At 71.2% G+C, this 24,936-nt stretch carries 19 protein-coding genes; 7 read left to right on the top strand and 12 right to left on the bottom strand.

What is annotated here, in order from left to right:
- The first annotated feature begins 10 nt into the window (after window positions 1-10).
- The gene (locus E1202_RS14175; RefSeq protein ID WP_132673726.1) at window positions 11-493 is read left to right on the top strand and encodes an Lrp/AsnC family transcriptional regulator; all 483 of its coding nucleotides are present in this window, start codon (window positions 11-13) and stop codon (window positions 491-493) included.
- Here E1202_RS14175 and E1202_RS14170 read toward each other — a convergent pair.
- Window positions 458-1,483 (bottom strand): DNA polymerase IV, encoded by a 1,026-nt coding sequence (locus E1202_RS14170; RefSeq protein ID WP_165943856.1) that lies wholly within the window; start codon window positions 1,481-1,483, stop codon window positions 458-460. The genes E1202_RS14175 and E1202_RS14170 overlap by 36 nt on opposite strands.
- Window positions 1,484-1,546: 63 nt before the next feature.
- Here E1202_RS14170 and E1202_RS14165 point away from each other — a divergent pair, with 63 nt between their 5' ends.
- On the top strand, window positions 1,547-2,008 hold the full coding sequence (locus tag E1202_RS14165; protein ID WP_235878352.1) for an NUDIX domain-containing protein: 462 nt from the start codon (window positions 1,547-1,549) through the stop codon (window positions 2,006-2,008).
- Window positions 2,009-2,169: 161 nt separating this feature from the next.
- Here E1202_RS14165 and E1202_RS14160 read toward each other — a convergent pair whose 3' ends face one another.
- The 3 genes from E1202_RS14160 to E1202_RS14150 all read right to left on the bottom strand — a co-directional run bounded on the left by E1202_RS14160 (window position 2,170) and on the right by E1202_RS14150 (window position 6,855).
- Window positions 2,170-3,501, bottom strand: coding sequence for an MFS transporter (locus tag E1202_RS14160; RefSeq protein WP_207918625.1), 1,332 nt, complete (start codon window positions 3,499-3,501; stop codon window positions 2,170-2,172).
- A 93-nt stretch (window positions 3,502-3,594) separates the two neighbouring features.
- Complete coding sequence (locus E1202_RS14155; protein ID WP_132683513.1) at window positions 3,595-4,431, bottom strand: alpha/beta fold hydrolase; 837 nt, start codon at window positions 4,429-4,431, stop codon at window positions 3,595-3,597.
- Window positions 4,432-4,494: 63 nt separating this feature from the next.
- Entirely contained in the window at window positions 4,495-6,855 is a 2,361-nt protein-coding gene (locus tag E1202_RS14150) for a xanthine dehydrogenase family protein molybdopterin-binding subunit (RefSeq protein WP_132683512.1), read from the bottom strand.
- Between the two features lie 217 nt (window positions 6,856-7,072).
- On the opposite strand from E1202_RS14150, the gene E1202_RS14145 reads away from it, so the two are divergent.
- The 4 genes from E1202_RS14145 (at window position 7,073) to E1202_RS14130 (ending at window position 11,199) form a co-directional block, all read left to right on the top strand.
- A complete protein-coding gene (locus E1202_RS14145; protein WP_132683511.1) occupies window positions 7,073-8,476 on the top strand; it encodes an Nramp family divalent metal transporter in 1,404 nt (467 codons plus the stop codon).
- Window positions 8,477-8,508: 32 nt separating this feature from the next.
- Complete coding sequence (locus tag E1202_RS14140; protein WP_235878340.1) at window positions 8,509-9,000, top strand: GNAT family N-acetyltransferase; 492 nt, start codon at window positions 8,509-8,511, stop codon at window positions 8,998-9,000.
- Window positions 9,001-10,164 (top strand): MalY/PatB family protein, encoded by a 1,164-nt coding sequence (locus E1202_RS14135; protein ID WP_235878337.1) that lies wholly within the window; start codon window positions 9,001-9,003, stop codon window positions 10,162-10,164.
- Between the two features lie 168 nt (window positions 10,165-10,332).
- Entirely contained in the window at window positions 10,333-11,199 is an 867-nt protein-coding gene (locus tag E1202_RS14130) for an SGNH/GDSL hydrolase family protein (protein WP_235878335.1), read from the top strand.
- Here the strand turns inward: E1202_RS14130 and E1202_RS14125 are convergent.
- The 6 genes from E1202_RS14125 to E1202_RS14100 form a co-directional block, all read right to left on the bottom strand.
- Window positions 11,165-13,795, bottom strand: coding sequence for a family 78 glycoside hydrolase catalytic domain (locus E1202_RS14125; protein ID WP_165943855.1), 2,631 nt, complete (start codon window positions 13,793-13,795; stop codon window positions 11,165-11,167). The genes E1202_RS14130 and E1202_RS14125 overlap by 35 nt on opposite strands.
- Before the next feature lie 20 nt (window positions 13,796-13,815).
- Window positions 13,816-15,060, bottom strand: a complete 1,245-nt coding sequence (locus E1202_RS14120) for an MFS transporter (RefSeq protein WP_165943854.1) — start codon at window positions 15,058-15,060, stop codon at window positions 13,816-13,818.
- A 399-nt stretch (window positions 15,061-15,459) separates the two neighbouring features.
- Window positions 15,460-16,977, bottom strand: coding sequence for an acyl-CoA synthetase (locus tag E1202_RS14115; protein WP_132683508.1), 1,518 nt, complete (start codon window positions 16,975-16,977; stop codon window positions 15,460-15,462).
- A gap of 140 nt (window positions 16,978-17,117) precedes the next feature.
- Window positions 17,118-19,535, bottom strand: a complete 2,418-nt coding sequence (gene hrpB, locus E1202_RS14110) for an ATP-dependent helicase HrpB (protein WP_207918624.1) — start codon at window positions 19,533-19,535, stop codon at window positions 17,118-17,120.
- A gap of 12 nt (window positions 19,536-19,547) precedes the next feature.
- On the bottom strand, window positions 19,548-21,167 hold the full coding sequence (locus E1202_RS14105; protein ID WP_132683506.1) for an amidohydrolase: 1,620 nt from the start codon (window positions 21,165-21,167) through the stop codon (window positions 19,548-19,550).
- Between the two features lie 224 nt (window positions 21,168-21,391).
- The gene (locus E1202_RS14100) at window positions 21,392-21,940 is read right to left on the bottom strand and encodes an FxsA family protein (RefSeq protein ID WP_132683505.1); all 549 of its coding nucleotides are present in this window, start codon (window positions 21,938-21,940) and stop codon (window positions 21,392-21,394) included.
- A 301-nt stretch (window positions 21,941-22,241) separates the two neighbouring features.
- Between E1202_RS14100 and E1202_RS14095 the strand changes: the two genes are divergently transcribed.
- The gene (locus tag E1202_RS14095; protein ID WP_132683504.1) at window positions 22,242-23,312 is read left to right on the top strand and encodes a GDSL-type esterase/lipase family protein; all 1,071 of its coding nucleotides are present in this window, start codon (window positions 22,242-22,244) and stop codon (window positions 23,310-23,312) included.
- A 4-nt stretch (window positions 23,313-23,316) separates the two neighbouring features.
- On the opposite strand, the gene E1202_RS14090 is transcribed toward E1202_RS14095, so the two are convergent.
- Complete coding sequence (locus E1202_RS14090; RefSeq protein WP_235878333.1) at window positions 23,317-23,787, bottom strand: Lrp/AsnC family transcriptional regulator; 471 nt, start codon at window positions 23,785-23,787, stop codon at window positions 23,317-23,319.
- Entirely contained in the window at window positions 23,784-24,917 is a 1,134-nt protein-coding gene (locus E1202_RS14085) for a M24 family metallopeptidase (protein ID WP_132683503.1), read from the bottom strand. The genes E1202_RS14090 and E1202_RS14085 overlap by 4 nt, the downstream gene beginning before the upstream one ends.
- Between the last annotated feature and the right edge of the window lie 19 nt (window positions 24,918-24,936).

Below are 24,936 nucleotides of genomic sequence, written 5' to 3'. Positions count from 1 at the left end.
GGTGAACATATTGCCCACCGCCGAGCCGCTCGACGACATCGACATCCGGCTGCTGCTGGCCCTGCGCGAGGAACCGCGGGCGACCGTGGTCGCGCTGGCCGACCGAGTCGGGCTGTCCCGCAACACGGTTCAGGCGCGGCTGGCGAAGCTGGAACCGAAACTCGGTTCGTTCGAACGCCGCATCGACCCGGCGACCCTCGGCTACCCGCTGACCGCGTTCATCACCGTCCAGGTCACCCAGCAGCACCTCGACCGGCTGGCCGGCGCGCTGGCCGAGATCCCGGAGGTGGTGGAGGTTTTCGGCCTCACCGGCGACTCGGACCTTCTGGTGCGCGTGGTCGCCACCGACGCCGACCAGCTCTACCGCATCGCCGGGCGCATCCTCGACACACCGGGTGTCGAGCGCACCAGCTTCTCGCTGGCCATGCGCACTCTCGTCGACTTCCGCCTGACCCCGCTACTCGCGGACAAGCTCCGCCCTGACGCCCAGTAGCCGCACCGGGCGGTCCAGCGGGAACCGGGCCAGCGCCTGCTGCGCCGCGACGTCGATGGGTTCGAAGGCCCTGGTGGGTTCGGCGAGCGTGACGCCGTGGGTGTGGGTGGCGAAGCGGGAGTCGCGGACCTTGACCACCACTCGGCGGGCCAGCGTGTCGTCGGCGGCCAGGTCCTCGGAGACCTGGCGGGACAGGCGGGTGATCTCGGCGCGCATCGGCTCGACCTCGCGCAGGTCGCGCTGGAAGGTGACCTCACGACCGTGCGAGCGGGCGCGGAACGGCTCGTCGCTGACCGGTGTGGAGTCGTAGCCGTGCGCGAGCGCCACCAGCCACGGTCCGATGTTGGGGCCGAACTCGCCCGCCAGGTCCGCCATCGGCGTGCGGGCCAGCTCGGCCACGGTGGCGATGCCGCGGGCGGCGAGCTTCTTGGCGGTCTTGGCGCCCACTCCTTGCAGCGCGTCGGTGGGCTTGTCGGCCATCACCTCGACCCAGTTGGTCACGTCCAGCCGGAAGACCCCGGCGGGTTTTCCCATGCCGGAAGCCAGTTTCGCCCGCAACTTGTTGTCGCCGATGCCGATCGAGCAGTTCAGCGCGGTGCGCTCGCGCACGAAGCGCTGGACGTAGCGGGCGGTGTCGACGGCGTCCTCGGTGTCGACGAGCATGAACGCCTCGTCCCAGCCGATGACCTCCAGGACCCCGCCCAGCTCGCCGAGCGCGGTCATCACGTCGGCGGAGGCGGCCAGGTAGGTCTCGCGGTCGGCGGGCAGGAACACCGCCTCCGGGCATCGCGCCGCCGCCGTGCGCAGCGGCGTTCCCGACTTCACGCCCTGGGCCCGGGCCTCGTAGGAGGCGCCGGCGACCACACCGCGCTGGGTCGGATCGCCCGAGCCGCCGACCAGCACCGGTGTGCCGACCAGCTCGGGGTACCGCAGCAGTTCCACGGCGACGATGAACTGGTCGAGATCGATGTGCAGCACCACCCGTTCCACGCCGGTCAGCATCGTCGGAAACGCCCGCTCGCGCCAGGTCCCGCGCCGATGCGCGAGACTGTCGTGGTGAGCAAGCGAAGCGCCGGGATCCTGCTGTACCGCCTCGACGGCCCGAGCGTGCTGATCGTCCACCCCGGCGGTCCGTTCTTCAAGAACAAGGACATCGGGGCCTGGAGCCTGCCCAAGGGCGAGTACGAGCCCGACGAAGACCCGAAGGCCGCGGCCCTGCGCGAGTTCACCGAGGAGACCGGCATGGCCCTGCCCGACCACGACCTGGTGGCCCTGGGCGAGGTCCGGATGCGCAGCGGCAAGGTCATCCAGGCGTGGGCGGCCGAGCGTGACTTCGACGTGGAGGCCCTGCGCAGCAACACCTTCGACCTCGAATGGCCACCCCGCTCCGGCCGCCGCCAGGCCTTCCCCGAGGTCGACCGCGCCCTGTGGTGCGATCTCGACACCGCCCGCACCAAGCTCAACCCCGCCCAGGCCCCCTTCGTCGACCGCCTCCTCGCCCACCTCACCCCGTGATCCCGAACCGGGGACTCGACCCCGCCGACCCCGCCGCGATACCCGGATTGCTCCGGTACTCCGCCACCTGATTACGGCCGTATTCCGCGTCCGGCCTCCGGGTCGGCGAGCATGGAAGCCCCGCCCGGACGTAGCCGGACGGGGCTTCATCAGCCGGTTTCTCAGGCGTCGAGCGACTTCTCCCGCGTCTCGCGGCTGGCCAGCAGCGCGACCAGGGTGACCGCGCCGGCCACCGCCAGGTAGACGCCGACCCAGCCCAGTCCGTAGGAACCGGCGAGCCAGGTGGCGATGTAGGGAGCGACCGAGGCGCCCAGCAGGCTGGCCACGTTGTAGGACACCGAGGCGCCGGTGTAGCGCACCGCGGTCGGGAACAGCTCGGGCAGCAGCGCGCCCATCGGACCGAAGGTCATGCCCATCAGGCCGAGACCGACCACCAGGAACAGCACCGTGGCCGTGGTCGAGTGGGTGCCGAACCACGGGCCCATCAGCAGGCCGAACACGATGATCGCGAGGGTGGTGACCACCAGCGTGGGACGCCGGCCGTAGCGGTCGGCCAGCAGCCCGGCCACCGGCACCGTCAGGCCGAAGAACACCACGCCGACCAGCAGCATCACCAGGAAGGTCGAGCGCTCGTAGCCCAGGCCCGATTCGGACGTGCCGTAGGACAGCGAGAACACCGTCATCAGGTAGAACAGCACGTAGGTCGCCAGCATGATGAACGTGCCCAGCACCAGCGCCTTGAAGTCGGTGCGGAAGACCTGCACGAACGGGACCTTGGCGCGCTCGTTCTTCTCCAGCACCTTCGCGAACGCCGGGGTCTCGCTCAGGCTCAGCCGCACCCACAGGCCGACGATCACCAGCGCCGCGGAGACCAGGAACGGGATCCGCCAGCCCCACGAGGCGAACGCGGCATCGGACATGACGCCGGAGAGGATCAGGAACAGGCCGTTGGCGAAGAAGAACCCGATCGGCGCGCCCAGCTGCGGGAACGTCCCGAACAGCGCCCGCTTGCGCGGCGGCGCGTTCTCGGTGGCCAGCAGCGCGGCGCCACCCCACTCGCCACCGAGGCCCAGGCCCTGCCCGAACCGGCACAGCGCCAGCAGCAGCGGCGCCACGATGCCGATCTGCGCGTACCCGGGCAGCAAGCCGATCAGCACCGTGGAGATGCCCATGGTCAGCAGCGACGCCACCAGCGTCGCCTTGCGTCCGATGCGGTCGCCGAAGTGGCCGAACAGCGCCGAACCCACCGGCCGGGCGACGAAGGCGATGCCGAAGGTCGCCAGCGAGTTCAGCGTGGCCGCCGTCTCGTCACCCGCCGGGAAGAACAGCTTCGGGAAGATCAGCACCGCGGCCGTGGCGTAGACGTAGAAGTCGTAGAACTCGATCGAGGTGCCCACGAGGCTGGCGAGCACGACCTGTCGGGTCGAGTTGCGTGGGGTCTTGGACCCCGGATCCCCGGAACCCCGCGCCTGCGAGGCGTGGCCGACAGCCATAGCGCCGAACCTCCTGATTCACACGAACGGACGAACGACACTCTAAACCTTCGGCGACCACGTCCCGAGACGGGGTTCCCGCATGCTGGACAGTCAGGAGGCGAGGAACTCCATGATCAGCGCGGTCACCCGCGCCGGGTTGTCCTCCTGGACGAGGTGTCCGGCCTGTGGGATCCACTCCAGCCGGGCGTGCGGGATGCGCCGCGCCAACTCCCGGGCCCGATCCGCCGGCAGCCACGTGTCGTGCTCGCCCCAGCCGACGAGCACCGGGCACTCCAGATCGCCGTAGCGGTCCTCGACCTCGCGGGTGTAGCGCTCATCGGCCTGGGCGATCTGCCGGTAGAAGGCGGGCTGCCCGTCCTCGCCGAGCCACGGCGCCACCATCCGGTCCAGCACGTCGGGCCTGAGCTCGCGGTGCGCGGCGGTGGTCAGGTACCCGCGGACCAGCGACTCGTGCAGGTGCGGCGGCAGCGCGGCGAAGACCTCGGCGTTGGCGTTGACCAGGCGGAAGAACTCCGAACCCCAGGGCCGGACGCTCACCGCGTCCAGCAGCGCCAGCCGCCGGTACCGCACCCCGTCCAGCAGGGCGCTGCGCAGCGCCACCGCGCCGCCGAAGTCGTGGGCGATCACCGAGGGCTCGTTGAGCCCGCAGTGCCGCAGCCACCCGGTGAAGACCGCCTGCTGCGCGGCCAGCGACACGTCCTGCCCCTCGAACTTCGCCGAGCCGCCGTAGCCGGGCATGTCCCACAGGTGCACGCGGTACCGGGCGCTCAGGGCGTTGGCCACGTCCCGCCACACGAAGGAGGAGAAGGGCGTTCCGTGCATCAGCACGACGGTCTCCCCCTCCCCGAAGCTGTCCCACCGCACCTTCCCGTGCGGCGACTCGTACACCTCGGCGAGTTCCCAGCTCATCAAGACCTCCGCAGTCATCGCACCCCTGACCAGCGCGATTCGAATTTCGCGCGAAATTCGAATCAGAGCCTGAACCGCGCCTCAGACGACCGCTTCCTCCTCGTCCGGCGTGTCGTCGCCGCGGACCGGCAGGGTCCCGAAGACCGCGGGCGGCTCCTGCCAGTACGTCGCCGCGGCACCTTCGCGGATCGCCTGCCAGACCCGTTCGGGCGTGGTGGGCATGTCGATGTGGCGCACGCCCAGGTGCTTGACGGCGTCCACGACGGCGTTCTGCACCGCCGGGGTGGAGCCGACCGTCGCCGATTCACCGATCCCCTTGGCGCCCAGCGGGTTCAGCGGCGTCAGCGTCTCGGTGTTGGACACCTCGAAGGACGGCAGGTCCGCCGCCGAGGGGATCGCGTAGTCGGCCAGGGTCGCGGTCTCCGGGTTGCCGTCGGCGTCGAAGGTGACCTCCTCCCACAGCGCCTGGGCGATGCCCTGCGCGGCGCCGCCGTGCTGCTGGCCGCGCACCAGCATCGGGTTGAGGACCCGGCCGCAGTCGTCGACGGCGATGTGCCGCAGCGGCGTGACCTGCCCGGTCTCGACGTCGACCTCGACGACCGAGACGTGCCCGCCGAACGGGAAGGTCGCCCCGCCCGGGGCGAAGTCGACGTTGGCCGCCAGCCGCTCGCCCTCCTGCTCCGCGGCCTCGACCAGCTCGGCCCAGGCCACGGTCGCGCTCGGCACACCGGCCACGCCCAGCGCACCGCCGTCGGTGACCTCGATGTCGTCCACGTCGGCCTCCAGCTTCGAGGCCGCGATCTCCTTGGCCCGCCGCAGCACCTCCGTGCCCGCTTCGCGCACCGCGCTGCCGCCGATCTGCAGCGAGCGGGACCCGCCGGTGCCACCACCGCGCGGCACCTCGGCGGTGTCGGACTGCACGAACTCGATCGCGTCCATCGGGATGCCGAGCGTGTCGTTGACGATCATCGCGAACGCCGTCGCGTGCCCCTGGCCGTGCGCGGAGGTGCCGACCCGGATGCGGGCGCCCTCGGCGTGCACCTCGACCTCGGCGTACTCGCCGGCGCCGCCACCGGTGATCTCGACGTAGGCGCTGACCCCGATGCCCAGCAGCCGGTGCTCACCGGCCTCGATGCGGCGGGCCTGCTCGGCGCGCAGCTCCTCGTAACCGGCCAGCCGCAGCGCCTCGTCGAACGGCACCGCGTACTCGCCGCTGTCGTAGGTGGCTCCGGTCAGCGTCTTGTAGGGGAAGCTCTCCGGGACCAGGAAGTTCTTGCGCCGCAACGCGACCGTGTCCACGCCCAGTTCCGCGGCGGCCAGGTCCATGATCCGCTCCACCATCGCCGCGGCCTCGGGACGCCCGGCGCCGCGGAAGGCACCGACGGGCGTGGTGTTGGTCAGCGAGGCGATGCCGTCGTAGCTGATCTTCGGGATGTCGTAGACGGCCTGCGCCATGGTCCGCGTCGGGCCCAGCGCCAGCGATCCGCCGAAACCGGCGTAGGCGCCGCAGTCCCCGACGACCCGGCAGCGCATCCCGACGATCGAGCCGTCGCGGCGCAGTCCCAGCTCCACGTACTGCACCTGGCCGCGTCCGTGCGGCATTCCCTGCATGTTCTCCGAGCGACCCTCGACCCAGCGGACGGGGCGTTGCAGCTTCAGCGCGAGTCCGACGGCCACCACGTGCTCGGAGATCGCCCCGGCCTTGCCGCCGAAACCGCCGCCTACGTGCGGCGAGATCACCCGCACGCGCTCGTCGTCGAACCCGAAGGCCTTGGCCAGGCCGCTGCGCACGCCGTGCGGCATCTGGGTCGAGACGTGCACCGTGATGTCGTGGTCCGCGTCGGGCCCGCCCGGTTGCACGGCGACGGCGTTGCCCTCCAGCGGGACGACGGCGACGCGCTGGTTCTCGATGCGGGCCCGCACCACCACGTCCGCGCCGTCGAGCACCGAGTCCCCCGCTGCGTCGCGGTATCCGGCGGCGATGTTCGAACCGAGGTCGGGGAACTGCCTCTCGGCGTCGTCGTCCAGCGCGCGTTCCGGGTCGGCGACCACCGGCAGTGCGCGGTAGTCGACGTCGACGAGCTCGATCGCGTCGGCGACGGCCGCGGCCGACTCGCCCACGATGACCGCGACCGGCTCTCCGACGAAGCGCACCCGATCGGTGGCCAGCGGCCGCCGGACGGCCTTCGGGTTGACCTCCACGAACGGCGCGGGCACCGGGAGGTCCAGGTCGGCGGCCGTGTAGGCACCGACGACACCCGGCGCCTCGGCGGCTGCGGAGACGTCGATCCCGGCGATCTCGGCGTGCGCGAGGTGGGAGCGCACGAAACCGATGTGCAGCAGCCCTTCCACCCCGAGGTTGCCGATGTAGGTGCCCCGGCCGCGCAGCAGATCCGGATCTTCGACGCGCTGAACCTCGGTCCCCAGCAATGAACCCACCATGCGAAAAACCCTATCCCTCCGGACGAACACCGGCAGCGGTCGAAAACCGCGGCGCCGACAGGTGATCAACCGAGCAAGCGGAAGGAAAATTCCCCGACTGGCGACATCGATTGACCAGCCCTGTTCGCGTGGGTAGCTTTTCACAACCTCACAAAAACTTTCACACACGTGAAAATTGACGCCTCTTACCTCACCTCTAGGCACAAGGGAGTGCCCGATGGGAACCAAGGTCGCGAGCGCCAACGCCGATCCCTACCTCCTCACCGCGGACGGCATCAAGGAGCCGCCCACCGGATGGGCCGGGAGCCTGCGCTATCTCGGCCCCGGGCTGATCGTCAGCGCCTCGATCGTCGGATCCGGCGAACTCATCGCCACCACCGCCCTCGGCGCGAAGGTCGGATTCGTACTGCTGTGGATGGTGATCCTGTCCACCGCCGTGAAGGTCGCCGTGCAGGCCGAACTCGCCCGCTGGACCATCCTCACCGGCAAACCGGCGCTGACCGGTTTCAACGAGGTACCGCCCAAGATCGGCCGGATCGGCTGGATCAACGTGCTGTGGATCCTCATGGCGCTGTCGAAGTTCCTGCAGATCGGCGGCATCGTCGGCGGCACCGCCTCGGCCCTGAGCATGCTGATCCCGGTCGGCGGCGAACCCCTGAGCGCCACCTCGCTGGGCGTGTGGACGGTCATCGTCGTGGCAGGCAGCATCGCGCTGCTGTACTCCAACAGCTACAACCTCATCGAACGCGGCGCGTTCGCGCTGGTCGTGGTGTTCTCGATCGCCACCGTGGTCATCGCCCTGGGACTGCCGTTCACGCCGTTCAGCTACGGCGGCGACGACGTGCTCAGCGGCCTGACCTTCACCATCCCGGCGGGCGCGATCGGAGCCGCGGTGGCGATGTTCGGCATCACCGGCGTCGGAGCCGACGAGATCACCTTCTACACCTACTGGTGCGTGGAGAAGGGCTACGCCCGCTGGGTCGGCCCGAACGACGGCAGCCCGGAGTGGAAGGCGCGCGCGCAGGGCTGGATCCGCGTGATGTACAAGGACGTCTTCGTCTCGTGGATCATCTACACCGTCGGCACGCTGGCGTTCTTCATCATGGGCGCGGCGGTGCTCAACCCGCAGGGCCTGGTGCTCGAGGGCAACGAGATGATCACCACGCTCTCGCAGATGTACACCGACGTCATCGGCGAGTGGGCGGCCATCGGCTTCCTGATCGGCGCGATCGCGGTGCTCGGTTCCACCCTGTGGGCGTCGATCCCCAGCTGGTCGCGGATGTACACCAACGTGCTGGCCACCCTCGGCGTGCTCGACTGGAACAACCGGGAGGCCCGCGAGAAGTGGGTCCGCGGGTGCATCGTGGTGCTGCCGATCCTGTGGGGCGCGACGTACCTGTCGATCTCCTCCCCGGTGGTGATGGTGCAGATCGGCGGCGTGGCCACCGGCATCTTCCTGCCCGCGGTGGTGATCGCGACCTGGTACCTGCGCAAGACCCAGGTCGACCCGGAACTGCACGGCGGACGCTGGTTCAACCTCGTCCTGCTCGTCAGCAGCATCGCCATCACGCTGCTGGGCATCTACGGCCTGCTCAACGTCTTCGGCGTCGAGTTCGGCTGATATTCGTTGGACAAGGCGGTGACAATCATCGGGTGCCCACGGATGTGAAGGTCCTCCCGGTGGCGGTCGACGAACCGCTCGTCCGGGCCCTGCTGCGCGAGTACACCGACGAGATGGCCAGCCGCTACTACGACCGCCCGGCCACCGAGGCCGAAGTGGACGAGGCGATCGCCGAGGACCCCGACGACGGGTTGCACCCGCCGGCGGGGGTCTTCCTGGTCGCCCGCGAGGGACCGGACCTCCTCGGTTGCGCGGGGATCCGCGAGCTGACGCCCGGCGTCGCCGAGCTCAAGCGGATGTACGTCCGGCCGGGGATGCGGGCACGAGGGCTCGGTGGCGTGCTGCTCGACGGCGTCGAGGAGCACGCCACCGCGCTCGGCTACCACGCGATCCGATTGGACACCCGCTCCGATCTGGTCGAAGCCCGCGGGCTGTACGCCAAGCGCGGTTACGTCGAAATCCCGGCTTACAACGACGCCCCCTACGCCTCACACTGGTTCGAGAAGCACCTGTGGAGAGGATGAGTGTTGGGCAACGCTTTCGACGCCGTGACCATCGATGACCTGCGCGCGCGGGGCGGTCTCAAGTGGACGCTGCACGGCGACGCGATCGGGGCGTTCGTCGCGGAGATGGACTTCGGCACGGCACCGGCCGTGCTGGACGCCCTGCACTCCGGGGTCGACTCGCTGAACTTCGGCTACCAGCCGCCCCGACTGGCCGACGAGATGTCCCGGGCCTGCACCGAGTACCAGGCAGCGCACCACGACTGGCGGCCGTCCCCCGATCGCGTGCACGCGATCCCCGACGTGATCCGCGCGCTGACGATCACCATCGAGCACTTCAGCGCCCCCGGCAGCAAGGTCATCCTGCCCACGCCGGCCTACATGCCGTTCCTGAAGGTCCCCGGCGGGATGGACCGGCAGCTGATCACCGTTCCGATGGTTCAGGACGGGGACGGGTACGCGTTCGACCTCGACGGGCTGGACGCCGCGTTCAAGTCGGGCGGCAACCTGCTGATCCTGTGCAACCCGTACAACCCGCTGGGCCGGGTGTTCACCCCGGACGAGCTGACCGCGGTCTGCGAGGTCGTCGACCGCAACGGCGGCCGGGTGTTCTCCGACGAGATCCACGCCCCGTTGGTCTACCGAGGTCACCGGCACGTCCCGTACGCGTCGCTGTCGGACACCGCCGCCGGCCACACGATCACCGCGACCTCGGCGTCCAAGGCGTGGAACCTGCCGGGCCTGAAGTGCGCGCAGCTGATCATCTCCAACGACGCCGACGCGGCCGCGCTGGAGGCGTTGGGTCCGCACACCACCGACGGGGCCTCCAACCTCGGGCTCATCGCCAACACCGCCGCCTACGACTCGGGGCAGCCGTGGCTCGACGAGGTGCTGGACTACCTCGACGGAAACCGCCGAGCCGTCACCTCGTTGCTGGCCGAACACCTGCCGGAGGTCGGCTACCGGCATCCCGAGGGCACCTACCTGGCGTGGCTGGACTTCCGCGCGCTCGAACTCGGCGACCACCCCGGCGAGTTCTTCCGCGACAACGCGGGCGTCGTGCTCACCGACGGACCCGCGTGCGGTGAGGAGGGACGCGGACACGCGCGCCTCAACTTCGCCACCCCGCGCCCGATCCTCGAACGCATCGTCCTGAACCTCGCCGACGCCGTGCGGAACCGCTGATCACGCCGGCACCGAGCGGTTCCGGTCTGAACCGACCGGACGAATCGGACCTCGGTCCGGACCAGGACCGCACCGCCCGGAGGGCACCACCGGAGTTTTCGCCGAAGGGTCGTTCCGGCTTCACCCTCGCCTTACCCCGCGAGGAACCGCCGGGCTCACGATGATCGGGTGCACAACGCGATGACCACCGGGCTCCCCGGCTCGCGACGAGTACGCAGCCTCGCGGTCCTCGGCGACTCCGTCGCCGCGGGCATGGGCGACCCGGTTCCGGGCGGCCGGTGGCGAGGTTTCGCGCCCCTGCTCGCCGACGCGGTCGAGGCCGCCCGCTTCACCAACCTCGCCACCAGCGGTGCCCGCGTCGCCGAGGTCCGGCACACCCAGCTGCCCGACGCGCTGCGCGTGGAACCGGACGCGGCGATCGTGATGATCGGCATGAACGACACGATGCGCTCGGACTTCAACGCCGAGCTGCTGTGGCAGCAGCTCAACCACGTGATGTGCTCGCTGGTCGCGGCGGGCGCGGCGGTGGTGACGATCCGGTACCACGATCACGCCAGGGTGTTCCGGCTGCCAGCGCCGCTGCGGCGCTTGCTGAACCGGCGCATCGACGCCCTCAACCGCATCCTCACCTCGGTCGCCGAAGCCCACGGCGCGGCGATCGTGGACCTGGACCGGCTGCCCGGCGCCTACCACCCCGCCGCGTGGAGCGTGGACCGGCTGCACCCCTCCGAGCTGGGCCACCGGATGCTGGCGGCGGCCTTCGCGACGGGCCTGGCCGAGCAGGGCCTGACCGTCCCCTCGGAGGTGTCGCTGACCTGCTCGGGCGGTGTGCCGGTGACGCGCCTGGACCACGTCCGGTGGCTGCTGATCAAGGGAGTGCCGTGGGTGGCCAGCAGGACCCGGGACCTGACGCGGTACTCCCTGGCCTCGCTGCTGCGGGCGCTCTTGCGCAGGACCCCGCGAACCGAGGCCGCGGGTGCGCCCGCCCACATCTGCCCGCCTAGCGACCCGCCCCGGGCGTGGCCGGCCGGTTGAGCCCGTGCCGCCCGGCCGGCAGCCGGGCGGGCGGCTGTCCGGGCAGCCGCAGCGTGGCGACGCTGCCCTCGGGCACCTCCACCTCGAACTCCCAGTTGTCGTCGCGCCGCCGCCAGGCCACCCCGGCAGGCCCCTGCGGGGTGACGTGCCGGACGTCGGCCCAGGTGACGCGGTCGTCCTGCACGGGCGCGATGTCGAAGGTCCGCCAGCCGGGACCGGTGGAGCGCAACCCGCCGACGCGCTGCTGGATCCAGGCCGAGGCCGCGCCGAGGAAGTAGTGGTTGTGCGAACGAGCGGTGTCGTCCCACGCCTCCATCAGGGTTTCCATCCCCAGCCGGTGCCAGATCCCCCAGCCGGGCCGGTCGGGCCGGGTCGCCACGGTCACCGCGAGGTCGGCGCGACCGACGTCGGCCAGCACCCCGAGCAGGTGCTTGGCGGCCACCGCCCCGCAGTCGAGATGCCCGTGAGTGCGCTCCTCGATGTCATCGACGAGACCGGCCCCCACGGCTCCGGCGATGTAGCCCGGAACGGCGCCGAAGGCGAGCGGCAGCACGTTCATCGACTGCCGGAACCCCGCCTCGGGTGAGCGGTAGGTCCCGCTGAGCTCGTCGAAGAACTTCGCGTGGTACGCGGCGGCGATGCTGCGCGCTGCGTCGCGGTAGCGCTCGGCCTCGCCGTCCGCGCCCAGCGCGTGGCAGATCTCGGCGGTGCGGGTGGTGACGCGGTGGAGCATCATCGTCGCCGTCGGTTCGGGGCCCTCGGGCGCATGCCAGTGCCCGGGTGAGAGCCAGTCACCCCAGCTGTCCCCGCGCCACAGCCCGCCTTCGGCGAGCTCCAGCAGGCGGTCGGTGTAGGCGCGGATCGGATCGCCGTAGCGCTCCAGCAGCGCCAGGTCCCCGTGCTCCCAGTAGAGGTTCCACGGGATGAGCACCATCGAGGCGCTCCACGCGGGATCGGGTTCGCGTCCCCACCCCGGCGTGGGCACGATCATCGGCACCATGCCCGTCTCGTCGCGCGCGTCGACGTGGTCGTCGAGCCACTTGACCAGCGAATCCCGCAGGTCGAAGTGGTGCAGCACGGCTTCGGTGCCCAGGTGGGCGTCGGCGGTCCATCCGTTCTTCTCGTACACCGGCGTGTCGGTGGGCACGCCGTGCAGGTTGTTCAGGAACGTGCGCGCGGTGGCCGCGTCGATCCAGCTCAGCGTCTCGTCCTCGCAGACGAAGGACCCGGTTCGCTCGACGGTGGTGGCCAGCCGCACCGCCCGCACCTCGCTGACCGAGGCCTCGCCCCGGACCTGCACGCTCAGGTAGCGGAAACCCTTGTAGCCGAACTGCGGTTCCCACGTCACCGGCTCCGATCCGAGCACGTACCGGTCGACCTGGGCCTCACCCGCGGCCAGGACGTTGTCGCAGCGCACCGAACCGTCGTCGGCCAGCTGCTCGGCGTAGCGCACGACGACCTCGGCACCCGGTTCACCGCTGATCGCGCAGCGCACGCGTCCGGTGAGGACGGTGCCGAAGTCGTGGACGGTGGTGTCGCCGACGGTCGTTTCCCGTTGCGAGCTGCGGGTTTCGGTGCGGCGGACGGGTGGTGCGGTGGCCTCGCGCAGCCGTCCGCCGGGTGGCGGTACGACGATCGCCGGCTCCCAGCGCGTTTCGGACGTCGCGTCGACCGTTTCGCCCGTGTAGAGCAGGTCTTCAGTGGTCGGCCCCGCTGCCGCCTCCCAGTCCGGCCCCGAGGCGATCACGTGGCCGGTCCCTGCGGAATCGCGGTGTTCCAGGTGCGCGAGCAGCACCGGTTCCCGGTGCCACGGAGCCAGGTTCCAGCCCCAGGTGTTGGCCCCGCGAGCCGCGTAGAAGCCGCGTCCGAGCTCGGCGGTGATCGTGTTCCGACCGGCTGCCAACAGCGACGTGACGTCGTAGGTGCGGTGCAGGACGGTCCTGTCGTAGGCGGTCTGGGCGGGTTCGAGGACGTCCTCGGTCACCGCATGCCCGTTGATCCGGAACACGCCGTAGCCCAGCCCCACTGCGGTCAGCCGTGCGTCGCGCGCCCCGCCGGGAACGTCGAAGACCGCGCGGAAGACCGGGTTCGGGGCGGGGACGGTTTCCACACCGATCGCGCGAGTCCCGGGTTCGGGGACTCCGTCGCGCAGCGCGACGCCCTCGACCGGCAGCGGCGACACGCCGTCGTCCGCGAACGGCGGCGCGGGTGCGGTGCGGGTCCGCCAGCCGACCCGCCCGGATTCCAGGCTCAGCCCGACCAGGTAGTCGCCCGGTGCTGCGGGTTCGGCGAGTTCGAGGTGGTGCGCGAAGCGGTCCCACCGGAAGCCGCCGACCTCGATCGCCGCGCTCGCCAGGACCTCGCCCGCCGCGTCGCACAGCTCCCACCGGCCGCGCGGTTCGCCCTCGCAGACGAGGTCCGCGCAGACCGCCGTGAACCTGCCCGGCGTGGTGAAGGTCTGCCCCAGCCACTCCCCCGGCCCGATCCAGGCGATCGCGTCGGAGTCGATCGAGCGCCGGATGCGGTGGGCCGGGTCGGTCCACCTGCCGATCCAGGACGCGGAGCGGCTGATTCCTTCTGGGGTGTGCGGTTCCACGAGTTCCTCTCCACGACTGGTCAGCGTTCGGCGGCCGTGAGCTGTCGCGCACCCGGTATCCGGGGTATCCAGAACAGGCCGATGGCACCGGCGAGGACCGCCAGGAGTGCGACACCGGTGAAGGTCAGCGCGGGGCTGGCCGACGCCAACGCCGGTGTGCCGAAGCCGACCAGCGCTGCCGCGATGCGGCCGAAGGCGATGGTGGCCCCTTGGGCCGTTCCGCGCAGCAGGGTCGGGAACAGCTCCTGCGACCACACCTTGTAGAGGGTCTCCCCGGCGAAGGAGCTGCCCAGTCCGGACAGCAGGAGGGTTGCCAGCAGCGAGAACTCGTGGAACCCGGCCACCAGGGGGACGATCCAGGCGAGCACGATGATCGCCGAACCGGCGGCGAACATGCGCGGTCGCGCGGCGGTGTCGACCAAGCGCATGAACACGAACCCGGCGACCAGCCCGACGCCGAGCCCGATCGTGCTCACCAGCGAGTACGTCGCCACGTCCCCACCACCGACGTTGACGTGGAGGAACGAGCCGAACTGGCCCATGGTGTTCGCCCCGACGTTCCACATCGCGTAGTACAGGCCGGTGGCAAGCAGGCCGATGAGCAGCGGTGGCCGCACGAGCTGGGCGAGGTCGCGGAACCGCACCGCTTCGCCGACCTCGACCGCCTGCCGCGCGGCCTGCCACTCGGCGGACTCCCGCATCGTCAGCCGCAGCCCGAGCACGACGAGCGCGACCACGACGAGGTAGCCGAACAGCACCCGCCCTCCCGTGGCGCCGAGACCGGAGAGCACGGCGCTGAGCAGCATGGTCACCGCGATACCGATGTTCCACAGCACCGAGGAGAACACGACGAGGGCGGCCTTCTTCCCCTCCGGCGCCTGCTCGTTGATCAAGGCCAGCGACACCGGGAGGTCGGCTCCGATCGCCAGCCCGATGGCCACTGCGCCGATGATCAGCGATGCCGGCCCGCCCGCCACGACGAACAGCCCGGCACCGACCGCGTAGACCACCAATGACCAGGTGAACACCCGGCGGCGGCCGAAGCGGTCCCCCAGCCGTCCGCCGAAGAGCGCTCCGACCGCGAACGCCGTGGTCTGCAGACCCAGGACCAGCCCGATCTGCCCGTCCGACAGGCCCATGCCGTCGGCGTAGAGCGTGCCGACGACGATCCCGGCGGTCACCAGGGCGCTGGAGTCGAGGAACGAGGCCATTCCGGCGAGGAGCGCGGTGCGCCAGGGTCGTGCCGGTGCCGGGGTGCTGTCCATCGAACCTCCGTGGCCGATGTACCGATGGCCTGCCGCAGCGTGCGCGGATCGCTGAGCCGGTCCTCCGAATCTCATGCTAACGATCTACGGCCGACTCCGGTTCGGAATATCGGGTGGCTGTCCACGTCCGGCGAGCCGACCTCGAAACACCGTTGCGACCTGTGGATTCGTCCATCGTGGTCACTCAACCGCGCGTTTTGCACCAGGTTTCGCGGAGTAGCGATCGGATCCACCTGATCGTGCGTCGATTTTCGGTCGCATTGTTGTTCGACCGCACGGCACAATGGGCACACCAGTTCGAAGCGAACCTGTTCCTTGACAACTCCACAGTGGGAAATCAACGCCCGGACCGCTCCGGGGACGAGCGAGGACGACCGTCACCGCTCATCGCACACCGTTTCACGCACCACGAGAGGAGCGCAGCCGTGCTTTCCGCACCTTCCCCGAACCCGTCTTCGGCAATCCGTCCACGACGCGGAGTTCCCGCGGGATCTTGTAGTTCGCCAGTCCCGGGGTCAGGAACTCCCGCAGTTCGTCCCACGTCAGCCCGCCACCCGGCTCGCACACCACGTACGCGCACCCGACCTCTCCCCACGTGGGGTCGGGGACCCCGATCACCGCCACCTCGATCACCGAGGGGTGGGCGAAGATCGCGTTCTCCACCTCGGCGGGATACACGTTCTCGCCACCGGAGATGAACATGTCCTTGACCCTGTCCACGACGTGGAGATGGCCCTCGTCGTCCAGCTTCGCCACGTCCCCGGAGCGGAACCACCCGTCATCGGTGCGCGATGCCGCGGTGGCCTCGGGCTTGCGCCAGTAACCCGGGCTCACGTTGGGTCCCTTGATCAGCACCTCGCCCGGTTCGCCCGGCGCCGTGTCGCTGCCGTCGTCGCGCACCACGCGGACGCTGGTGAACATGGTCGGCACGCCTGCCGAACCGACCTTCCGCGTGCTCTCGCTCGCCTCCAGGAAGGTTGCGCCCGGCGCTGTTTCGGTCATCCCGTACCCCTGGCAGAACACCAGGCCGCGTTCCTGGAAGGTGCGGATGAGCGTCTCCGGCACCGCTGCACCACCGGTCATCACCGTCCGCACCGAGGACAGGTCCGCCTCCGCCCACCGGGGAGAGGCGGCCATCCCGGCGAACATGGTGGTCACTCCGAACAGCAGCGTGATCCGCCTCCGCTCGATCAGGTCGAAGGCCCGCTCCACGTCCCAGCCCGGCGTGATCACCGCGCACCCGCCCTTGAGCAGCGTCGGCAGCAGGCACTGGTCGAGCGCGGCCACGTGGAACAGCGGAGCGCTGACCAGCGTTCGCTCCTCGCTGGTGATGTCCACGCACACCAGCAGGTTGTAGGCGTTCCACACCAGGTTGGCGTGGCTGAGCATGGCGCCCTTGGGGCGCCCGGTGGTGCCGGAGGTGTAGAGGATCAGCGCGATCTCCTCGCCGCTGACCTGCACGTCCGCAGGCGCGGTATCGCCCTCGTTCAACCACGTCTCGTAGTCGAGCTCTCCGCCTTCGGGATCCTCCAGCGCGACCACCACGCCCGGCGGGTCGGCGATCGAGCGCACCACCTCGCGCGCTCCGGGACCGTAGACCAGCACCTCGGAACCGGAGTCCTCGAGCATGTAGGCGATTTCTGGCGGCGCCAGGCGGAAGTTCAGGGGCACGAGGATCGCGCCGAGCTGGTGGGTGGCGAACATCGTCTCGACGAACGAGGGATGGTTGGTTCCGAGGTAGGCGACCCGGCTCCCGGGACGCACCCCGACGGCGCGCAACCGGTTCGCCAGCCGCGCGACCCGGTCCGCCAGCTCCGCGTAGGTCAGCGCCCGCTCGCCGAACACCACGGCGGTGCGGCCCGGTGTCATCAGTGCGCGGCGGGTGATCCAGGTGCCGATGCCTTCGTGCTCGCTCACGTCGTCCCCTCCGCAGCGGTTCCGGCCTCGGGTCTCGCCCGGGCACCACCCGGGAAGAACGGCCTGGCGGAGCAAACATAGGGCGGCGTTCACGCCCGGTCAAAGCACCGTTCTCGCCCCTCGGAAGCACCCGGACGAGCTCATCGGCGGCGGTTCGTGCCGCGCGTCGGCGTCGCGTCGGTGGGGTCTTCGGGCCACGGGTGCTTCGGGTAGCGGCCGCGAAGCTCCGCCCGGACCTGCGGATAACCGCTCTGCCAGAACGACTCGAGGTCGCCGGTGACCGCGGCCGGGCGCCCAGCGGGCGACAGCAGGTGCAGCACCACCGGAACCGCCCCGTCGGCGATGCGCGGCGCCTGCCGCCACCCGAAGACCTCCTGCAGCTTGACGGGCAGGGCGGGTTGTTCGGCGCTGTAGTCGACCCGGATGTGCGATCCGGTGGGCACTTCGATGCGATCGGGAGCCAGCTGGTCCAAGCGGCCGGCCTGCGACCACGGGATCAGCCGCCGCAGCGCCTCCGCGGCGGTCAGCCGCAGGTCCGCACGTCGACGCGCCTGGGAGAGCTCCGGTTCCAGCCACTGGTCGGCCACCGCGAGCAGGGATTCGTCGTCGGTGGCCGGCCAGGGCTCGCCGAGAGCCCCGTGCAGGAAGGCCAGGCGCTGCCGCAACCGGTGGGCGTCGTCGCTCCAGCGGAGGAGACCGAGGGATTCCGCCCGCAGCCCGTCGAGCAGCGCCTCGCGGACGCGCGCCGGATCGGGGTCGCGCAGCGGCCGGGTGGCCAGCGCGATCGCGCCGAGTCGGTCCACGCGCACCGCGCGCACGTCCCCGTCCGCCCAGGCGATCTCGTCGTCGCTGCTGAGCAGTGCCGGTGCGGCGCGGCGAGCGAGTTCCTCGTCCGCGCTCGCGGCGAGCCGGACGACCCCGGCGGAACGCCCGGGAGAGCGGTCGGCAACGGCCACCGCGAGCCATTCCGAACCGCGCAGCCCGGAGCCCGCCGGTAGCTCGACGGCCGTGCCCGAGGCCATCAGGTAGGTGGCCGAGTCCTCACCGCGACGCCTCGCCAACCGCTCCGGCTGGGCCAGCGCCACCACCAACGCCTCGCCCCCGCCGCGACGCGGCGTGCCGGGCACCTGGGTCGCGAGCCTGCGGGCCTCCTCGCGCCACCGCTTCGCGCCGGGACCACCGCCGCGCAGCTTCGACAGCGCACCGGCCACGTCGGTATCACCGGTCAGGCCGTCGTTGTCGAGCAGCGCGACGACCTCGGCCGCGAGTTCGCCGCCCGCGCTGTCGGCGCCGTCGAGCAGAGCTCGGGCGAGCCGCGGGTGCAGGCCGAACCCGGCCATCCGCCGCCCTCGTTCGGTGACGGTTCCGGCCTCGTCGAGCGCCCCGAGCCCCCGCAGCACCTCGCGACCGGCGGCCAGGGCTCCGCCCGGCGGCGCGTCCCACCACGACAGCGCCGAGCCGTCGGGAGTGCCCCAGCAGGCCAGTTCCAACGCCAGCCGGGTGAGCTCGGCGGTGCGGATCTCCGGTTCGGGGTAGGCGGGAAGCGTCGAGTGCTCGTGCTCCGGCCAGCAGCGGTACACCAGACCGGGGCCCTGCCGACCGGCTCGACCGGCGCGCTGCTCGGCGACGGCGGCCGACACGCGCACCGTCGCCAGGCCGGACAAGCCGCGCCGGGTGTCCATCCGGGAGACCCGGGCGAGCCCGGAGTCGACCACGGCGCGCACCCCCGGCACGGTCAGGCTGGATTCGGCCACCGCGGTGGCCAGCACGACCCGTCGCCGGTCGCCCTGCCGCAGCGCGTTGTCCTGCTGGGCGTGCGCCAACCGGCCGTGCAGCGGCATGACGTCCACATCGGACAGATCGGCGAGCTGCTCGGCGACGCGGCGGATCTCCCCAGCACCCGGCAGGAAGACCAGCACGTCACCGTCCTGTTCGGACAGCGCCGCGCGGGTCGCGCGGGACACCACCGACTCGGTCCGCTCCCCGCGCCGCGGCGCCAGGTGCGTCACCTCGACCGGGTGCGTGCGGGCACGGGCGTGCAGCACCGGTGCACCGTCGAGCAGATCGGCCACGCGTTCGGCGGCCACGGTCGCCGAGGTGGCCAGCACCTTCAGATCGGGGCGCAGCCCCTCGCGGGCGTCCAGCAGCAGCGCGAGCAGCAGATCGGCGTCCAGGTGGCGCTCGTGGCACTCGTCGAGCACGACCACGTCCACCCCGGACAGCTCCGGGTCTGCCTGCAGGCGACGCACCAGCAAGCCCGAGGTCACCACCTCGACGACCGTGTCCTTGCCGCGCCGCCTGTCGCCGCGCACCGAGTAGCCGACGCGCCGACCGACCTGCTCGCCCAGCAGTTCGGCCATCCTGCCGGCCGCGGCGCGAGTAGCGAGCCTGCGCGGTTCGGCGACGACGACCCGCAGCCCGGCCTCGGCCAGCGCCAAGGGCACGAGCGTGGTCTTGCCGGTTCCGGGTGGCGCGACGAGAACGGCGGTGCCGTGCCCGGTCAGCGCGGAGGTGACCTCACCCAGGACCGGGCGGACGGGGAGATCGGGGAACTCCATCAACGCCCCGGATCAGACGAGTTCGTCGTCTTCGGGGTTGTGCTTGAAGATCGTCTTACCGCGCAGGACCGTGCGCAGGCAGCGCGGCATCGGCGCCTGCGGCGAGAGGTCCGGCAGCGGCGGCACGCCGGAGCGCGGATCGGTCGACCAGCGCTGGACGCGCGAATCGGTCCCGGCCACCACGAGCTCACCGGCGTCCCACACCGCGTAGGTGGCGGGAGCACCGGGCACCAGCGTGCCGGTCACGCCGTCGTCCACACCGGCGGCGCGCCAGCCACCGCGGGTGTGCGCGGTGAACGCGGCGCGCGGCGAGATGCCGAAGCCGTCGGTGCGGTGGTTGACCGCGGCCTGCACGGAACGCCACGGGTCCACCGGCGTCACCGGTGCGTCCGAGCCCAGCGCCAGCAGCACGCCGTTGGCGGCCAGCTGGGAGAACGGGTTGAGCTGGGTACCCCGGGGAAGCCCGAGCCGGCGGGCGTACATGTCGCCGGTACCGCCCCAGGAGGCGTCGAAACCCGGCTGCACCGACGCGACCACGCCGAAGGAACCGAGCTCGGCGGCCTGACCCTCGTCGATCATCTCCAGGTGCTCCAGCCGGTGCCGCATGCTCGCCAGCGCGGGCACGCCCACGATCTCGGCGGCCTTGCGGAACCCGGCGCACACCTCGGCGACCCCGGCATCACCGATGGCGTGGAACCCGGCCTGCAGGCCGGCCCGCGTGCAGGTCACCAGGTGCTCGGCAACGGCATCGGCGTCGAGGTAGAGCACACCGGCTGTGCCCGGATCGTCGGTGTAGGCCTCGCGCAGCGCTGCGGTGCGGGAGCCGACGGCGCCGTCGACGAACAGGTCACCGGCCAGCCCCCGGGCACCGAGGACGCGGGCGCGTTCGACTGCGCCGAGCTCGCCCCAGTACCCGACGACCTCCGGCACACCGCCCTGTTCGGACAGCGCCAGCAGTTCGACGAGATCGTCCGCCCCGGAGATGTCCGGTCCGGCGCATTCGTGGACGCAGGCGACCCCTCGGGCGGCGGCCTGCTGCAGGAACGCCAGCTGCGCTTCCTTGCGCTGCCCCGAACCGAGCGCGTCGCGGGCGGCGCGGCGCACGTGGTGGTGGGCGACGCGGGTCAGCGGCCCTTCGTCGCTCCAGCCCTCGGCGCTGCGCGCCAGCGGCGCGAGGTTGACCAGTGCGTTGGACACCAGCGCGGAGTGCACGTCGATGCGGGAGAGGTAGACCGGGGCACCACCGGAGGCGGTGTCGATCTCCTCGCGTGTCGGAGGCCGGCGCTCGGGCCACCAGGTCTCGTCCCACCCGTGACCCCACACCAGCGCGCCCGGGTATTCGGCCACGTGGTCGCGCAGCGCGTGCAGGAACTCGGTCAGCGAGGCGCACCCGGTCAGGTCCAGGCCGCGCAGCAGCAGTCCGGTGGAGGTGGCGTGCACGTGGGCGTCGACGAAGGCGGGCGCGACGAACGCGCCTTCGAGGTCGATGATCTCGGCATCGGGGTGCAGCGCACGGCCGACCTCGTCGGCGCCGAGCCACGAGATGACGCCATCGGTGACGGCCATCGCGGTGGCGGCGGCGTCGGCGGGCGAGTGGATTCGGCCGCCGAGCAACAACGTGGTCTCGGGCATGTCCTTCGTGCTTTCCGCGTTCCGGGGGCTCAACTGCGCAGTTCGCTCTCGTCCGGGCGGCTCAAAGGCGCCCGATCCCGTGATCGAACTCAGCCCCCGATCCGCCCCGGCAACGATCGTTCTGACGAGCTTACCCGCACTAAACACCCGGCCTTGAACCTGTCGCGCTTAGCGCGAACGCGAAGCTCAGGCTCACCGCAGCCGATCGGCGCGTTCACAGCGCGTCAGCGCTGCGGGGGCTCGTCGAGGCGTTCCGCGCGCACCGACTGCGGAGGAAGGATGATCGGCGTGCCCGCGGCGGGCCCGGGGGAGGGACCGCCGTCCTCGTCGATGACCTCGCCGTCGATGAAGTCGCCCGGACGGCCGCCGGAGCGGTTGAACCGCTGCTGGTGCAGCCACACCTGGTCCTGCATCTGCTTGGCCCGCTTCTCGGCCGCGCGCATCATGCGCTTGCGCACCAACGCCCGGGTCGGCGGCAGGAGCAGCAGGAGACCCGCGATGTCGCTGAGGAATCCGGGCAGCACGATCAGCAGCCCACCGGCGGCGATGAGCATGCCGTCGGAGATCTCGCGGTCCGCGGACCTGCGCATCCGGGCGGCCTCGCGGACCTCGCCCAGGGTGCGGCGGCCCTCCCGGCGCAGCAACCAGCTGCCCAGGACCGCGGCCAGCACCAGCAGGCCGATCGTGGGCAGCAACCCGATCGCCTGACCCAACGCGACCAGCACGGCGAGTTCGGCGACTCCGGCGACGAGGAGCAGCACGAGGATCGGCACCCAGGACCTCCAGTGGTAAAGCCTTCTCCCCCGCCCAACGAACGGGAGGCTGAAAATTCTCCCATCCCGCATCAGAACATTTCGGGCGAACCTCAGATCCTGCCCGGCCGCTCCGATGGCGACCGTCGCAACACCGTGTAATGGGCCACAGGCAGCGGCTCCGGTGGTTCGCGAACCCCATCGCCCTCCCCCGTTCGGAGGCCGCCGCCGCGCGCACGACGTGCGACACGAGCGTGGGAACCGGCGCTCAACACGGCGGTGCTGATCAGACGTCGCCGACAACTTCGTAGACTGCCTGGTGATGCGGGCGCACAAGTCGAAATCGCTCATCCTCCTGCTCGCGGGCTGCCTGGTGGCACTCGTGGTGTTGATCAGCGATCAGTACCTCCCGGGTCTGCCGATGCAGCCCAAGCAACTACCGGCCGCCGTGGTGACGGTCGGTGACTCAACGCTGTCCGGAGAGGGCGGCGGCAACTACGTCGCGGGCACCAACGGCGAGGGCGACAACTGGTGCCACCGCTCAACCGCCGCCCCGGTGAACCAGCTGCGACTGCCGCCGGACGTGACGCGGATCAACCTGGCCTGCTCGGGCGCCCGCACCGAGTCGCTGCGGGCGGAGCCGGAGTTCGTGGGCGTGGAGAAGTCGCAGGCGGTGCACCTGGCGGAGTTGGCGCAGCGCTACCGCATCACCAGCGTGGTGGTGCAGATCGGCGCGAACGACGATCCGGGCTTCTCCGAGGTCGTCAACCAGTGCGTGGAGGCGTGGGCGCGCCGTGCCCCGGAGGGGTGCTCGACTCGGCTGGACGACGGGGTGTGGGAGGAGCGCATCGACCGGATGCAGCCGAAGGCGCTGGCGGCGGTGCGCGACATCCGCGCGGCGATGGACAGCGCCGGCTACACGCCCAGCAGCTACCAGCTGATCATGCAGTCCTACGCCTCCCCGGTCGCGCCGGAGGTGCGGCCGGAGCTGCAGGGCCTGTCCGGCTGCCCGTTCCAGCCCGCCGACCTCGCCTGGATCCGGGACGTCGGTGTGCCGCAGCTCTCCGCCGGGCTCGCCGAGGTGGCGCGCGAGGCGGACGCCCGGTTCCTCGACCTCTCCCGCGCGGGCGCGGGCCACGAGGCGTGCACCGGTGACCCCAAGACCGCGAGCGGCGAGTGGTTCACCCGCCTCACGGTCGACTGGGAGGCGCTGAAGGACGAGCAGCGCGCACCGCACGCGATGCAGGAGTCCTTCCACGCCAACGCCACCGGTCACGCCCAGCTGGCCCGCTGCCTCGGCCAGTTCATGGCCACCACCGACCCCGGCGCCGCATGCCTGCCGGACGAGCGCGGGAACCTCACCGCCGTCCCGCTGTCCGACGCCCACCGCTGACCGCTCAGATCGCGGGCGGCCGGTTCTCGAACGGGGTCGACAGCACGACGGTGGTGCGGGTCGAGACCTTGGCGGCTTCGCGGATCTGGCGCAGCAGTTCCTCCAGCCCCAGCGGCGAGGCTACCCGGACCTGGAGGATGTAGGACTCGTCGCCGGCGACCGAGTAGCAGGACTCGATCTCCGGCAGGTGCTGCAGCCGCTGCGGGTAGTCGTCCGGCGCGGCCGGATCGATCGGCGTCAGCGAGATGAACGCGGTCAGCGGCAGACCGATCTGCTCACCGTCCACTTTGGCCGTGTAGCCCTGCAGCGCCCCGCGCTGCTCCAAGCGCCGGACGCGCTGGTGCACGGCCGAGACGCTCAGCCCGACGCGCTCGGCCAGCTCGGTGAAGCTGCACCGGCCGTCGCGCGCGAGCTCTCGCAGAATCGCCCGGTCGGTGCTCTCCAGAGCGCCCGGGCCGGTTGTCCTCTCGCTCACGCCGGCAGCACCACCAGCTCGTGCGGTTGGTTGTTCACGCTCTCCGCACCGTCGTCAGTGACGATCACGATGTCCTCGATCCGCGCGCCCCACTGACCCTGCTGGTAGATGCCGGGTTCGACGCTGAAGACCATGCCCGGTTCCAGGACCAGCTGGTTGCCGCCGACGATGTAGGGCTCCTCGTGCACGTCGAGCCCGATGCCGTGACCGGTGCGGTGCACGAAGTTCTCACCGAACCCGGCCGCGGCGATCGGCTCGCGGGCGGCGGCGTCGATGGACTCGGCGGTGACACCGGGCCGGACGGCGTCCACGGCGGCCCGCTGCGCGGCCTGCAGCACCGCGTAGGTCTCGCGCACGCCCGCCTGCGCCGGCTCGCCGATGGAGTAGGTGCGGGTGCAGTCGGAGTTGTAACCGCTGGCGATCGGCCCGCCGATGTCGATGACGACCACGTCGCCGCGCTCGATGACGCGGTCCGACACCGAGTGGTGCGGGCTGGCGCCGTTGGCGGCGGAACCGACGATGATGAAGGCGGCCTCGGTGTGGCCTTCGGCGAGGATGGCCTCGCCGATGTCGGCGCCGACATCGGCTTCGGTTCGGCCGGGCTTGAGGAACTCGGCCATCCGCGCGTGCACGCGGTCGATCGCCGCGCCGGCGTCGCGCAGCGCCTGCAGTTCGGCGGCGTCCTTGCGCATCCGCAGCTCGCGCAGCACCGGGGAGGCCAGCACCTGCTCGGCGCCGGGCAGCTTGGCGCGCAGCGGCAAGGTGTGGAGCGCGGGCATCGCGTCGGCCAGCGCGACGCGCGAAGGCGTGCCCAGCAGATCGGCCACCATGCCGTGCGAGTCCTGACCGTCGACCCAGGTCACGACCTCGATGCCGAGGTCGTCCAGCGGAACGTCGGCGTATCCGGGCGCTTCGAGCTTGGGCACCACCAGCGCGGGTGAGCCCTGGGCCGGCAGCACCAGGCAGGTCAGCCGCTCGTGCGACTCTCCCCCTGCGCCCAGCAGGTACTGCAGGTCGGATCCGGGCGTGATCAGCAGCGCGTCGAGGTCGGACGCTGCTGCGGTCTGCGCGGCACGGGTCAGGCGAGCCGCGAGCACGGCGGGATCCTGCTTCAGCGAGACAGTGGCCATGGTCCAAGCCTAATCCCGC

This window comes from Saccharopolyspora karakumensis, from assembly GCF_004349225.1.
Classification (GTDB): Bacteria; Actinomycetota; Actinomycetes; order Mycobacteriales; family Pseudonocardiaceae; genus Saccharopolyspora; species Saccharopolyspora endophytica.
This window is presented reverse-complemented; position numbering and strand designations above follow the sequence as displayed.

Excerpts from the sequence above, each read along its gene's own strand:
- E1202_RS14160 (WP_207918625.1), bottom strand. The coding sequence starts at position 3,501 with ATGGCTGTCGGCCACGCCTCGCAGGCGCGGGGTTCCGGGGATCCGGGG.
- E1202_RS14085 (WP_132683503.1), bottom strand. The coding sequence starts at position 24,917 with ATGGCCACTGTCTCGCTGAAGCAGGATCCCGCCGTGCTCGCGGCTCGC.
- hrpB (WP_207918624.1), bottom strand. The coding sequence starts at position 19,535 with ATGGAGTTCCCCGATCTCCCCGTCCGCCCGGTCCTGGGTGAGGTCACC.
- E1202_RS14155 (WP_132683513.1), bottom strand. The coding sequence starts at position 4,431 with ATGACTGCGGAGGTCTTGATGAGCTGGGAACTCGCCGAGGTGTACGAG.
- E1202_RS14150 (WP_132683512.1), bottom strand. The coding sequence starts at position 6,855 with ATGGTGGGTTCATTGCTGGGGACCGAGGTTCAGCGCGTCGAAGATCCG.
- E1202_RS14105 (WP_132683506.1), bottom strand. The coding sequence starts at position 21,167 with ATGCCCGAGACCACGTTGTTGCTCGGCGGCCGAATCCACTCGCCCGCC.
- E1202_RS14145 (WP_132683511.1), top strand. The coding sequence starts at position 7,073 with ATGGGAACCAAGGTCGCGAGCGCCAACGCCGATCCCTACCTCCTCACC.
- E1202_RS14095 (WP_132683504.1), top strand. The coding sequence starts at position 22,242 with ATGCGGGCGCACAAGTCGAAATCGCTCATCCTCCTGCTCGCGGGCTGC.
- E1202_RS14120 (WP_165943854.1), bottom strand. The coding sequence starts at position 15,060 with ATGGACAGCACCCCGGCACCGGCACGACCCTGGCGCACCGCGCTCCTC.